20 protein-coding genes are annotated in these 12,294 nt (G+C 54.0%); 17 read left to right on the top strand and 3 right to left on the bottom strand.

Annotated features, from left to right (window positions below):
- Positions 1-91: 91 nt before the first annotated feature.
- A complete protein-coding gene (locus HG66A1_RS20610) occupies positions 92-547 on the bottom strand; it encodes a hypothetical protein (protein WP_145188303.1) in 456 nt (151 codons plus the stop codon).
- Positions 548-891: 344 nt separating this feature from the next.
- Between HG66A1_RS20610 and HG66A1_RS20605 the strand changes: the two genes are divergently transcribed.
- The 4 genes from HG66A1_RS20605 to HG66A1_RS20590 are packed head-to-tail and all read left to right on the top strand — an operon-like array spanning position 892 to position 3,326.
- Complete coding sequence (locus HG66A1_RS20605; protein ID WP_145188300.1) at positions 892-1,260, top strand: DUF1257 domain-containing protein; 369 nt, start codon at positions 892-894, stop codon at positions 1,258-1,260.
- Positions 1,257-1,451 carry a DUF2997 domain-containing protein gene (locus tag HG66A1_RS20600; RefSeq protein ID WP_145188296.1) on the top strand — a complete coding sequence of 65 codons (195 nt, stop codon included), beginning with the start codon at positions 1,257-1,259 and terminating at the stop codon, positions 1,449-1,451. Before HG66A1_RS20605 ends, HG66A1_RS20600 begins: the two co-directional genes overlap by 4 nt.
- A gap of 41 nt (positions 1,452-1,492) precedes the next feature.
- Positions 1,493-2,980, top strand: coding sequence for an AAA family ATPase (locus HG66A1_RS20595; protein WP_145188293.1), 1,488 nt, complete (start codon positions 1,493-1,495; stop codon positions 2,978-2,980).
- Between the two features lie 25 nt (positions 2,981-3,005).
- The gene (locus tag HG66A1_RS20590) at positions 3,006-3,326 is read left to right on the top strand and encodes a hypothetical protein (RefSeq protein WP_145188290.1); all 321 of its coding nucleotides are present in this window, start codon (positions 3,006-3,008) and stop codon (positions 3,324-3,326) included.
- Here the strand turns inward: HG66A1_RS20590 and HG66A1_RS20585 are convergent, their stop codons facing one another.
- On the bottom strand, positions 3,327-3,548 hold the full coding sequence (locus HG66A1_RS20585; RefSeq protein ID WP_145188287.1) for a helix-turn-helix domain-containing protein: 222 nt from the start codon (positions 3,546-3,548) through the stop codon (positions 3,327-3,329). It lies immediately after the preceding gene.
- A gap of 124 nt (positions 3,549-3,672) precedes the next feature.
- Here HG66A1_RS20585 and HG66A1_RS20580 point away from each other — a divergent pair, with 124 nt between their 5' ends.
- The 11 genes from HG66A1_RS20580 (at position 3,673) to HG66A1_RS32120 (ending at position 9,439) form a co-directional block, all read left to right on the top strand.
- Positions 3,673-4,071, top strand: a complete 399-nt coding sequence (locus HG66A1_RS20580) for a hypothetical protein (RefSeq protein WP_145188284.1) — start codon at positions 3,673-3,675, stop codon at positions 4,069-4,071.
- A 101-nt stretch (positions 4,072-4,172) separates the two neighbouring features.
- Complete coding sequence (locus HG66A1_RS20575) at positions 4,173-5,123, top strand: hypothetical protein (RefSeq protein ID WP_145188281.1); 951 nt, start codon at positions 4,173-4,175, stop codon at positions 5,121-5,123.
- Between the two features lie 9 nt (positions 5,124-5,132).
- Positions 5,133-5,378: a hypothetical protein gene (locus tag HG66A1_RS20570; RefSeq protein ID WP_145188278.1), complete on the top strand. Its 246-nt coding sequence runs from the start codon at positions 5,133-5,135 to the stop codon at positions 5,376-5,378.
- A 93-nt stretch (positions 5,379-5,471) separates the two neighbouring features.
- Positions 5,472-5,693: a hypothetical protein gene (locus HG66A1_RS20565; RefSeq protein WP_145188275.1), complete on the top strand. Its 222-nt coding sequence runs from the start codon at positions 5,472-5,474 to the stop codon at positions 5,691-5,693.
- 3 nt (positions 5,694-5,696) lie between these two features.
- Entirely contained in the window at positions 5,697-5,879 is a 183-nt protein-coding gene (locus tag HG66A1_RS20560) for a hypothetical protein (RefSeq protein WP_145188273.1), read from the top strand.
- Between the two features lie 39 nt (positions 5,880-5,918).
- Entirely contained in the window at positions 5,919-6,200 is a 282-nt protein-coding gene (locus HG66A1_RS20555) for a hypothetical protein (RefSeq protein WP_145188270.1), read from the top strand.
- A 54-nt stretch (positions 6,201-6,254) separates the two neighbouring features.
- Positions 6,255-6,578 carry a hypothetical protein gene (locus HG66A1_RS20550; RefSeq protein WP_145043766.1) on the top strand — a complete coding sequence of 108 codons (324 nt, stop codon included), beginning with the start codon at positions 6,255-6,257 and terminating at the stop codon, positions 6,576-6,578.
- A 227-nt stretch (positions 6,579-6,805) separates the two neighbouring features.
- Complete coding sequence (locus tag HG66A1_RS20540; protein WP_197996717.1) at positions 6,806-7,870, top strand: hypothetical protein; 1,065 nt, start codon at positions 6,806-6,808, stop codon at positions 7,868-7,870.
- On the top strand, positions 7,842-8,414 hold the full coding sequence (locus HG66A1_RS20535) for a hypothetical protein (RefSeq protein ID WP_197996716.1): 573 nt from the start codon (positions 7,842-7,844) through the stop codon (positions 8,412-8,414). The genes HG66A1_RS20540 and HG66A1_RS20535 overlap by 29 nt, the downstream gene beginning before the upstream one ends.
- A gap of 55 nt (positions 8,415-8,469) precedes the next feature.
- Positions 8,470-9,123 carry a ThiF family adenylyltransferase gene (locus HG66A1_RS20530; protein ID WP_145188260.1) on the top strand — a complete coding sequence of 218 codons (654 nt, stop codon included), beginning with the start codon at positions 8,470-8,472 and terminating at the stop codon, positions 9,121-9,123.
- A gap of 157 nt (positions 9,124-9,280) precedes the next feature.
- Positions 9,281-9,439 carry a hypothetical protein gene (locus HG66A1_RS32120; protein WP_197996715.1) on the top strand — a complete coding sequence of 53 codons (159 nt, stop codon included), beginning with the start codon at positions 9,281-9,283 and terminating at the stop codon, positions 9,437-9,439.
- Here HG66A1_RS32120 and HG66A1_RS20525 read toward each other — a convergent pair.
- Entirely contained in the window at positions 9,421-10,500 is a 1,080-nt protein-coding gene (locus tag HG66A1_RS20525; protein ID WP_145188257.1) for a hypothetical protein, read from the bottom strand. The genes HG66A1_RS32120 and HG66A1_RS20525 overlap by 19 nt on opposite strands.
- A gap of 420 nt (positions 10,501-10,920) precedes the next feature.
- Between HG66A1_RS20525 and HG66A1_RS20520 the strand changes: the two genes are divergently transcribed.
- Together HG66A1_RS20520 and HG66A1_RS20515 are read left to right on the top strand one after the other, a co-directional pair.
- Positions 10,921-11,172 (top strand): helix-turn-helix domain-containing protein, encoded by a 252-nt coding sequence (locus tag HG66A1_RS20520; RefSeq protein WP_145188254.1) that lies wholly within the window; start codon positions 10,921-10,923, stop codon positions 11,170-11,172.
- 5 nt (positions 11,173-11,177) lie between these two features.
- Positions 11,178-12,281, top strand: a complete 1,104-nt coding sequence (locus HG66A1_RS20515; protein WP_145188251.1) for a site-specific integrase — start codon at positions 11,178-11,180, stop codon at positions 12,279-12,281.
- Positions 12,282-12,294 lie beyond the last annotated feature (13 nt).

Here is a 12,294-nt window from a genome sequence, read left to right as displayed (position 1 = left end):
AGCAATTCAACCTCGTGACCAGTGATCAAGGTCACTTTTTCTCCGACTTTGCAATCACCGAGCGTTCTTGGTTCCTGCACCTCAACTCCCTTCAAACGTAAGTGAATTCGATCCGAGTAACCGGCGTCGCCGGAACGACTTTAAACTTCTTGCAGAAACAGCTCACGAACTCGGGGCCGGACAGTTGCGGCCAGCCTTCGAGCTCCGCTTCCCGTCGGCCGTAATCGGGATCGTGTTCCATTTTGCTCAAGGCCTCCCGGCGAACTGAGACGACGCGAATCACCCGGGTTGTAACGCCCAGGTCGCCCTGGATCCGGACGGCCGCCTTCATGAGCGCACCAGGCTGCAGATCCCGATGACCGAAAGTACGTCGCACATGATTCGTGATCTGTTTCCCTGGAAGAACTGAAACCGTGGAATGGATCCCGATCATGGGGAGCTTCCAGGATTTCTCCATGGATTCGACGCCAGCTTCATCCAGGAACATCGCCCCTTCAACGATCGCCCGACCACGTTGCCGCTGGTTCAACAGGTAATGCGGGATCACGATCCCTTTGACCTTGTAGACGGATCCGGGCAGACTGATCAGCGTCGCAAATTCGTGCAGGACATCGAGCGATGTTTCCGGATCACCAGCATGCCAACAACGCTCCCCTTATGTTCCAACTGCTTACAGAGATTATCTGAAGGGACATAAAATGGCTTAAAGAGCTAAATCCAGCCGCAAAATGTGGCATATAAGATGAGTCCTCTAGCATAACTATCAGAGCTCTGCTTTTTGCTCTTCTCAGCCCGCTGCCGACCGATGATTTCCGCTCTGCAGCGGGCTTTTTCGCTTCAGGTCTCGCCAGTATGACTTTTTCCCTTGTCCGTTTCACAAAGGAGTCCAGTGTGTCACACATCGTGCAGATTCAAACCGAAATCAGAGATCCAGCAGCAATACGCACGGCTTGTCAGCGCCTGCAATTGCCGCCCCCGGTCCAGGGGGAATTCCAGCTCTTCAACAGCACCGCTGCCGGCTGGGCGGTCCAATTACGCAACTGGCGTTACCCCGTTGTCTGCGACGTCAAAACGGCCCAGCTGGCCTATGACAATTTCGAAGGTCGCTGGGGTACTCGCCACGAATTGGACAGATTCCTGCAAGGGTATGCCGTCGAAAAAGCCAAATTGGAAGCCCACAAGCTGGGACACACAGTCCGTGAGCAACCCCTGGAAGATGGTTCAATCAAGCTCACGGTTCAGGTTGGAGGTGCTGCATGAACCAATCAATCGAAATCATCATCGCCCCGGACGGCCAATCCCGCATCGAAACACACGGCTTCACTGGCAACGACTGCCGTGATGCCAGCCGGTTGCTGGAACAAGCCCTTGGCAAAGCAACGTCAGAACAACTCAAATCGGACTTCCATCAGCATGCCTCAGAAGAAGAGCACCTGCAGGAAGGACACTGAGTTGGTTCTTAATTACCAAATCTTTATACGGGAGACTGCTTATGACATTGAAAACAACTTTTATCGAGTACGTTCGTGCCTGCTTCACCGGTATCTGGGTCGTAAGTCACGAACAACAGGAAGCCCTGGTTGAACTGGCTCAGCTCTGTCGCGAGGAATCCTGGCGACTGGCCACCTGGGATATCGATCAGGGACTGCAGGGCACGGACGACACGAGTATCGTGGGTAGCACCGATCCCCTGGCTGCCATCAAAGCCATCAACGCGTTTGCCACACCTGAAGGTACCGCGGTCCTGGTACTGCAGAACTTCCACCGCTTTATCCAGTCCGCCGAGATCGTACAGGCCCTGGCGCAACAGATCTTAACCGGCAAACAGAACCGGACCTTCATCGTTGTGCTTGCTCCAGTCGTTTCGCTACCTGCGGAGCTGGAAAAACTGTTCGTGGTGCTCGAACATGCCCTTCCGGATCGGGACCAGCTGGCTGAAATCGCCCGGGAGATCGCGACCGAACCAGGCGAACTGCCTGAGGACCAGGAACTAGAGTCCGTCTTGGATGCCACCAGCGGACTCAGTCGCTTCGAAGCGGAGGGCGCTTTTTCACTTTCCTTGGTGCGAGAAGGACGGATCAGCCCCGCTGCCATCTGGGAACTGAAAACCCAGACGCTGAAAAAATCAGGACTACTGACTCTGCACCGCGGGGATGAACGGTTCGATAGCCTGGGGGGCCTTGAATCCCTCAAGGAATTCACTCGCTCTGCACTACTCTCACCGCAACGACAAAACCAGCACTTGCGGCCGCGAGGCGTGTTATTACTCTCTCCACCCGGCTGCGGGAAATCCGCGTTCTGTAAAAGCTTGGGCCGGGAGGTCAGCCGCCCAGTACTGATCCTGGATGTGGGAGCCCTGTTGGGTTCCCTCGTTGGGGAATCAGAGAAACGAACACGTCAGGCGTTACAGATCGTGGATGCCATGGCGCCGTGCGTACTCATGATTGATGAGATCGAAAAAGCGTTTGCTGGTGCCGGCAACTCGGGGCAGACTGACAGCGGAGTTGCGTCCCGCCTGTTTGGCCAGTTTCTGACCTGGCTGAATGACCATACTTCCGATGTATTCGTTGTGGCCACCAGCAACGACATCTCCAAACTCCCACCCGAATTCGGTCGCTCGGAACGCTTCGACGGTCTGTTCTTTGTCGATCTGCCGGGACGGGAACAGAAAGACCGGATCTGGAGTCAGTACATCCAGCTGTATGACCTCGATCCGGAGCAATCCCGTCCCGACGATACCGACTGGACCGGGGCAGAGATCCGCAGTTGCTGCCGGCTGGCGGGACTACTACAGATTACCCTGGTCCAAGCCCAGCAGAATGTGGTCCCAGTTGCGGTCACGGCTGCGGAATCCATCCACCGTTTGCGTGAATGGGCCAGCGGTCGCTGTCTGGATGCCGATCGTCCAGGCATTTATCATGCACAGGATCAGAGAAAACCGTCCCGCCGGAACCTCAAACACCTGGCTTCTGTCAACTGACTCATAAGTCCCGGAAAGGAGCAACATGCTGATACAAGCAGATATTACGCTCATCATCGCGGCCCTGCAGTTCTGGGCAGAAGAAATGGATCCTGAGGACGAACAGTGTTTGAGGATCTATGCTGAGACTCCACACTCTGAGCAAATCTGGACGCCAGCGGAAATCCAGCAACTGAGATCGCGTCTGAAAACGGCTCACCTCAAGTACGTTGTTTCCAACGAATCGAGAACCGTGTTGCAAGACAGAGAATTACACTCTTCATTGCAGGGCGCTTTCGAGGCCTGTAACAATCCTACCGATCTGGTCGGCACACTGCTGTTGCCAGAGGCCTCTTCCGAGGTCTGATCAGACCCCGTCCATCAGCTCAGCCACGCTGATTCCCAGCGTAGCGGCAATCCGCTCAATGTTCCGCAGGGCGACATTCCGTTCGCCCCGTTCAATCCCGCCTACATAGGTCCGGTCCAGCTCGCAGGCGTAGGCAAAATTCTCTTGGGAATAGCCTTGTTCCTTGCGGAGTTCCCGCACCCGTTCGCCGAATCGCTTCAAAATGTCTTTGCGTTTTGCCATGCAGACATTTAACACTTGACAGCGACGATAAAACCACGGACTATAAGTATCATCCTAATGGTCCACAATTGACTATGACCGCTGCGTTTTGGATACAGAACTGCAGCCCAGACAGGAGACAAATATGGAAAAAGTCACTCTCAGTGCGATCATTTTCCTGGTGATTCTGATCGCCATACTGTTGATTGCCCCCGAGGACGAGCAAGGCGTCGGTCCCCAGGGGAGTTCCGTTGAGATCAAACGCCACGCGTCTGACCTGCTGAACGTGCACGATGTGAAAATTACTCCGGAAGGGATACTGCAGATGTCCTATCTTGACGAGACAGGCTTTCTGACCTCGCATCACTTCATCAACCTCAAATCCGGGAACGTGATTCTCGTGGAAGACGAAGAATTCACACCGAAACGCGTCATGCTGACTGACACCCTGCATGGGGGCCTGAAAGTCACGGTGGCCAAGTCATTGAACCTGAACCTGCCCCCGTCCACAGCGAAAACTCCACTCAGCCCACCCCCACGCTGACATGCGATCATTTAAAGAGACTCTGGTTCTCCTGTTGATGCCGTTCAGTCCTTTGGGGCTGGGCGGCATTTTTCATTTCCCACTCTTAATAAAGGAGCATTATGAATCACTCTATTCTCGATGAACCACAGCCTGCCGCCTCCAGCGGCAGGCCAGCCGAGCGACTGCGGACCACGATGGCGGCAGCCCGACTCAGTTTCACCTGGCTGGGCGTCCGCAAGTCCCTCACGGCCGTCCAGAAAAACCAGGCCGCGGATTCCTTCGGTGCCGAGGGGAAATTTCTCTCCGCCGGGAAAAAGCTGCTGGATACCACGCATCCCGCCTTCAAAGCCGTGACCGCGGTCCGAGGAAGGGCTGTCGCTTACTGGAAAGGCATCTCCTTGCCCTATCCTGAAGCGGGTATTCGCCTGATCCGGCAGTCAGAGATCACCGACTTTGATCAGCGGATGAGCGAGTTCCAGGTAGAACTGGAAACCGCGGTACGCGAACTGGACCGGCATTTCGAAGAACTCAAGGCGGCCGCGCGCATCCGCCTGGGGGACCTCTATGATCCCGCCGACTATCCCCACTCCCTGGCAGGGCTGTTTGCCATCGAGCATGATTTTCCGGCGGTGGAGCCACCAAACTATCTCAAACAACTGAACCCGGAAGTCTATGTCCAGGAATGCCAGCGGGTACAGCAGCGGTTTGATGAGGCCGTGCAACTGGCCGAACAGGCTTTCCTGGAAGAACTGGGACGACTGGTCGAACACCTGACCGAGCGTTTGAGTGGTCAATCCGATGGCAAACCAAAGGTGTTCCGCGATACCGCGGTTTCCAATCTGTCAGACTTCTTTGAACGATTTCAGCAGCTCAATGTCCGCTCCAATGATCAACTCGATGCACTCGTAGAACGGGCGCAGCAGATTGTGACTGGTGTTGCTCCGCAGCAGTTGCGGGATAACGGCAATCTGCGGCAAAAGGTCGCCTCGCAGCTCTCGGGAGTCCAGTCTTCCCTGGAAGGACTGCTGCTGGATCGCCCCCGCCGTAATATCTTGCGGCGTGCGCAGTGAGGTGACCAGATGGAGCTGCTGATTACCCCGGAAGCAACCATCCGTTGCCTCTATGACGAAACTCTGGAACTGACTGCGCTGGGAACACCACAGATCCAGCGGGGCTCCCATGTGGAACCAACGGCAGACGGACAATGGACGGCTGACCTCAGTCCGGTGAGCGGTCCCCTGCTGGGGCCGTTTCCCCTGAGATCAGAGGCCCTGGCCGCCGAGGTCGCCTGGCTGGAGCAGCACTGGCTGCTCTCGAACACGTAAACGGTACTGCCCTGTGAGCGCGGGGTGGTTGTGTATTTTCTCACGACCACCCGCGTGCCGGTGGTCGTATTCTCTTTTCATGAGGAGTGAACGATGACTCAACAGGACCTGGACCAGGCGGTGGCCGCAGCCACCGGCGAAGATCTGCGGGCCATTCGGCAGCGGGGCTTCAGTCTCGCCAACCCAATGCAAGTGAACTTTGATCCCGAACCAGACCTGCGGCCGCCTCAGTCAGTGGACTGGGATGAGCTCAGTCTGCAGCAGAATGTGGCGTTGTTTGCCCAACGCTGTGGCCGAGTACCAGGGTTGATTTAGACCATGGACTCTCATCCTAAAGATACCCGAGAAGCCCAATTACTGGAGCACACTCTCCATTCGATCAGTTTCTGGACTGTGGCCTGTCTGATTGCCGGCTGTTTTCTGGGCTGGCCTCTCTTGCTGGCTTTGCCCGCCACGCTCTGGGGCATGTGGCAATTCTACTTTCAGACCAACGAAGACTGATCTGGTCATGAATCATCTACTATTTGACAGGGAGTGACTATGGTTCGATCCAATCGTCCCCGGTTTTCGCTGGGCATGATTCTGGCCACACGCAACGCGCTGGAGCAGTTACCACAGCATGAGATGCAGCGCGCCCTGGCCCGCCATCTTGCCGGTGACTGGGGCGACTGCTGTCCCGCGGATGCGGAAGCCAATGATGCCGCTTTACTGAACGGTGATCGACTGCTGTCGGTTTACCACACAGCGGACCAGATCAAGTTCTGGATCATCACCGTGGCAGACCGCTCTGCGACCAACATTCTGTTACCCGAAGACTACTGACCTCTTCGCTGACCACAGCGAATGAATTTTTACTCAAACATCCAGGAGAAATGTATGCAAATTCTATTTATCAACAATGACGGTTCCGGGTTTGCTGACCAGATTGAAATCAGTGCCGGCCTGAGTGTGGCGGCGCTGTTTCAGCAGCGACTGCCCCATGGACGTCCACAAGACTACCTGATCCGTGTCAATCGTCAGCCAACAACTGCCAACTACATCCTGCAGGAAGGAGATCGTGTTTCGATCACTCCCACCAAGATTGAGGGGGCGGCACGATTGCCCCTGTTACCGCTCGTCTGTTTTCTCTTGTCCCGGTTGAAAGGAGCCCTATGGGAGCCCGACAACGACTCAACAGTCTCTATTTCTACATTATCGTGATCGTCTCAGCATCGATCGGCGGGGCCACCGAGTCATGGCTTGTCTTCTGGATCAGTGTCGGCGTCATGGCAGCAAGCATGCTGCATGGGGGTGAGATTCGTCCCCACAGTCGATCCAGTAAGCCGTTTCGCCGACGTCGTTGAACGATCCCCGTCGTTTCGAGTTTTTATTCCATCAAAGAGACCACCTGTGAAACCGGGTGGTCTCTTCATTTTAAGGAGTCTGTTATGCACCAAGATCAGGAGTCGCGGCATTGGCTCCGTGTGGCACGGGAGGTCGCAGTGCGGTATGTCGAAGTTGCATCCCGGCAGGAGCGACTGCCACCGCTTCCCCAAGATGCCTGGCTCAGGGTGAACCGCTGGGAGCGTCTCTATCACAAAGCCTGTTTAAAACAGTATCCGATCGCCAGCCGACGTTGTCGTGAAAGGTTCCAGCAGTCTCTGACTTCAGCCATCCGGGAGTGGGCGGCTTACCGGGACGGACTGCTGCAAAATCAGGTTACCACGACCGTCCCCTCGCTACGCGAGATTGATGCTGAACTCCGTGCACTCTCCTCCGAGTTTGAAGCTGTCGCGATTGACTGGGACGAAAAAGAAATTGTCGTTCAGACGCCGCCCATTGTTCTGGAAGGCATCGATCTGGGCTGTTTCGAGATCCGACTGCGCTGGAGTGAGCTCGGAGAGCCACAACCTTACCGGGTCGTCTCCCTGGCCGAAACCGGAGACGACGATGTCCATCATCCGCACGTGCAGGCGGATACCCTGTGTGAGGGGGAAGGAAAAATCCCCATCAGCAGGGCTCTGGCCGAGGGGCGGATCGGTGATTTCTTTCTGTTGGTCCAGCAGATCCTGCACACGTACAACTCGGGTTCGGCTTACGTCCCGCTGAGTCGCTGGTACAGTCTCGAGTGTGCCGACTGCGGTGACTCTGTTTCGCGCAATGAGAGTCACACCTGCTCGATTTGTGAGCAGACCACCTGCGGTTATTGCAGGCGGGGCTGTGCCCGTTGTGGGGACGCCCTCTGTTCCAGTTGCGCTGACTGTTGCGAATCGTGTAACGAAATCTTCTGTCGCAGCTGCCTGTCGACCTGTGCTTCCTGCAGCGAATGCTGCTGTCACTCCTGTCTCTGTTCTGAAACCTGTCCTGCCTGTCTTAAAGAAAGCGAGGAAGATTCTCATGCCCCATCCGAAGACTCATCCAGTAACACATCGCCTGCTGCATCGTCCGCGTCGGAAGCGTCCCCAGCGCAGGAAACGTCGCCTGTTGAAGTTCAGCCCGTATGCCTGGGCTAAGCTGATCTACCTGCGTGACCGCGGAATGACTGAGGTGGGCGGCTTCGGGATTACCGATCCCGGGCAGCCCCGATTCGTCAAGGACATCGTCCTGGTCAGCCAGTCCTGCACCGAAGTCACCGTCGCTTTCGACGACACAGCGGTTGCCGATTACTTTGACGACCAAATCGACGCGGGGCGGCATCCAGAGCAGTTTGCCCGGATCTGGATTCATACACATCCGGGAAATTCTGCGGAGCCGAGTGGTGTCGATCACGAAACCTTTGCCCGCGTTTTTGGCAACTGTGACTGGGCAGTGATGTTTATTCTGGCTCGAAACGGAGCCAGCTATGCTGAGCTGAAACGCACAGGTCACTCCCAGCCAGAGCCGCTTTCTGTGGGCATTGATTTTCGGGAGGAATTTACCGGCAGCAATCAGGCTGCCTGGGAGGGGGAATTCCAGCAGTGTGTGCAGGAAACCCCCGTGGCTCCCATCTGGGACCTGGATTTCCTGCCCGGTGACGAACCTTATCTTTCCGAACAATGGCCCTGGCTCCCCATCTGAGGGGCCAGGTGCAGCATGTTCTAAATCAATCATTTTTTAAAAGAAAGAGACTTTTATGAATACAACTCTGGATCGTTTTGAACGTCAGTCGGAACTCGTTCCCGCTGAAAAACTGCGCTCCTTAACGGTGACCGTCATCGGAGTAGGGGCCATCGGCAGGCAGGTGGCCCTGCAACTGGCGTCCCTGGGGGTACGTCAGCTCCAGCTGGTGGACTTCGATCGGGTGGAAGCGACAAACATTACCACGCAGGGCTACCTGGAAAGGGATCTGGGGCAGTTTAAGGTGGCAGCAACGGCCCGGGCGCTGCTGGCCATTGATGCCGGGATTGAAGTTGAAATGGTAAATGACCGTTTCCGGCCGGGGCTGGGAACGGGAGAAGTCGTCTTCTGCTGCGTGGACTCAATCAGCAGCCGGGCTGCCATCTGGAGGACGCTCCGTGATCAGTGCGCATTCTGGAGTGACGGACGCATGCGAGGCGAGGTCCTGCGGATCCTGACAGCCGTAGACTCACCATCCCGCACGCACTACGACACTGCGCTGTTTCCCCAGGCAGAAGCGCAGACCGGGACCTGCACTTCCCGCAGTACGATCTATACCGCCGGTATTGCCGCAGGACTGATGCTACATCAGTGCACACGCTGGCTACGCGACCTGTCTGTAGATCGAGATCTGACTTTGAATCTGCTTGCGGGAGAGCTTTGTATTTGAAAACAGGAGCTAATTGTTTATCAGGAAAACCTGTTTTGTTGAAAATCAGCAATGTCAGCAACAGTTTTCCGACACCTAAATGGCAGTTTTATGATCTGGTCAGCCCATATCTCTAAAGTCGTTTAATTTATCATCAGACATTGTAAGGAGAGAAAGAATGCAACCTAAAATACAACGCTCAAATCGATCTGGTAAAAAACAAGCATTAAATACAGGAGCAAAGGAATTTGCACGCGTGATCGCAACTGCACTGGCAAAACGCTGGCATACAGAGCAGAAAATAAAGCACAAGAAAAATCAGTCATCCCAGCCTTGATTATCTTCATCATAGAGCGGTTTGTACTTTCGACGTTTTCCATTGTCTTCCACGGGGCATGACTCATCAAATTCCAAAATTTTTATGGGACGGTTCTGTGATCGGCAGGACACATGAAAATCTTGTATCAGGCGATCTGCCCCGCGACGCGAATCAGACATTTGCGAATAGTAATACAAAAGCTGATGGACAGTACCCGCAAACTCAAAATCGTTTTGGCCGTTGAGAACGGCCAGCATGGGGGCTTTCAAAAAGGGTATTCGTTCATAGAGCAGTAATAGCGGTAAATTTGCCAGATAGCTTTGCTTCTGATAAAGCATCTCATAAATCTGTCGCTCCTGTTTATTCAAAGGATTTAACAGGGCATTCTGAAAGTTACACATCTGCGCGTGAATGCAGTCAGCAACGTAGGTATAAGCTTGCCATCCTAAATCCAGTAGGACCTTACGGACCATGGGATTCGTAACATTTCCGTAAGGACATCGTTTTCTGGCGATTTGCTTCAAGAAGGAGTTTTTGCTTCCCCAAAACCACTCATTGAAATCATCTTGCGAGTCATTCAGATGAGCATCAGTCGCCGCCACTACTTCACCCTCAATCCATTCTCTGGTCTGAAAATCGCAGTCACAAGTATTCTGTTCGTTATACAGGGCAATGCGCAACAGACCTTCGACTTGCTCTGGCTCTTCAATCATGAGAGGGCGCGATCGCGCCGCTGCGAATAATCCGTACTCAATCGTCTGATGCATACTTGGTCGATTGTATCCATACGCCCTGGCCAGTTTCTCTCCCTCTATTCGCAGTTTATTCATCCCCCAAGGGAAGTCGTCGCAATCAGAAATCATACCTAGGGAGTCAGGCAGTACATTGCGTTGGCCTTTATCAGAACGTCCCGGTCTCTTTATATAGAGGTCCTTGATCCCCTGAAACTTTCTTTGCTGACGATTATTCAGCTTTCGCATTTTCTGAAACAGCAGAAACTTCATTCGAGAGTTCCGGGCCTGCTCACCACTGAGTCCATTCTGCTTGATTGAAATGGCCAGCCCACCGGCGAAAAGCATACTGATTAACCCCTCACTGCCCAGTGTCGGATAAAAACGCCGTAAGCCGTCTTTGTCTGTCAGACAGTTAAACCGTAGCTCAAAATCAGCCGGTAACTCACCTCGCAAGGTGTCTGATGGGCCCCACCGGTAGACATGTCTGGCAGTGGCTACTTGACACGCCCTTTCTAACCCTGGGGTTAACTCACTATGACTTTCCGGGAGTTCAATTCTGACAGTGCCGAAATTCGATTCTGCGCAGTTTCCTGAAACCATAATCACTGTAATCCCTTACATAAGAATGACATATGGCAGCCACCTGCTGCCAATTTCTATTTTTTTATAAATTGAACCCGTCCGGAAATCACCTTGCCGAGGGAGGCCCACTTTTGGCGTGGTGTCTTGTCCCCCACTTTTGAACCCCAGAGCAGGAGGTCTGCAATGAGAGACAGGAAAACTCTCAAGGTCACTCAGAAGGAAGTTACTCAGGCTTTTTCAGTCGGGGACTGGGGCATCAGATACCCACCATTGCTGTCCATCGACCAGGCAGCAGATCTGTTACAGGTCCCCAAAGCGACCATCTACCAGTGGAACTCAGAAGGCAAGCTAACGGGCTGTGTTCAGCGGTTAGGCAAGCATCTGCGTTTTCTCCGTGATCGCTTGGTTCTCAAGCTGATGAGTAAAGGAGTATAGAAATTATGAATACGAAAATTAAAAACGTCAATATGAATAATGAACGTGTAGGTGAGGTTGCATCGATATTTAACCGGAACGGTGTCTGGTATCTCAATATGCAATTTCGCGGTAAACAGATTCGCAAATCTCTGAAAACTTCGAATAAGAAGGAAGCGCGTGCCAGGGCACTTGCCCTGGAGCGAGAACTGTTAAAAGGAGAGGCGGTAAAAACGGTTGAATCTGAACCAGCTCTGATTACCGATGCGATAGAAGCACTCATTCAAAGTTGCAAAACGGAAGAGTTGCGTCCGAAGACCATCAGTAAATACAGACAGGTTCTGAAAGGGGTCGCTGATTTTGCTGAATCACGTGATCTTTATAAGCTGGAACAGCTCGACATGCGCTTTGTGGATGCCTACCGGCAATACCGAAAACAGGATGGGGCAAAACCCAAGACGATCTATACCGAAGTGGGAGTGATCCGTCGCCTCTTACTCTTTGCCAAGACGCGTCGCATGCTCAACGAGGATCCGCTGGAAGGTTTGAAGCTCACTGAACCTAAATCAGAACCGCAACCGTTCTGGAGTTGGGAGGAGGTCGAACAGGTCCTTACGTCCAGTTCCAAGGTTCACTGGCCGGTATTTACATTCTTGGCAGAAACCGGACTGCGGATCGGGGAACTCCGGTGGCTGACCTGGGACGATGTTGAGCTGAAGCAGGGACTAATTCATGTCCGGCCTAAGGATGACTGGACGACAAAGACCGGGAACGTACGTTCGATCCCGATCTCTGCTCGTGCTCGTAAGGTTCTGCAGGCACAGCCCCGGCGCAGTCGCTGGGTCTTTACGGCCAGGGCGTCCAAGCGATATCCCCAAGGCGATCATCAGATCTCGGAACGCAGACTGCTGGAGTCTCTCAAACGGACTCTTAAAAAGCTGGGACTGAAAGGGCACCTGCACACGTTCCGGCACAGCTTTATTTCGCGGGCCATTGTGCAGGGCATCCCTGAAGCGATCATCCGCAAGTGGGTGGGTCACGTCGATCATAAGACACTGCAACACTACACGCATATCGCTGACCGGGAGTCACAGGCTGCGATGCAGCGATTGAATCGGTCAGAGCCATAGTTTTCTGCTCCCT

The organism is Gimesia chilikensis, from assembly GCF_007744075.1.
GTDB lineage: Bacteria > Planctomycetota > Planctomycetia > Planctomycetales > Planctomycetaceae > Gimesia > Gimesia chilikensis_A.
Note: the sequence above shows the minus strand (reverse complement) of the source record. Positions and strands in the feature narration are given on the sequence as shown.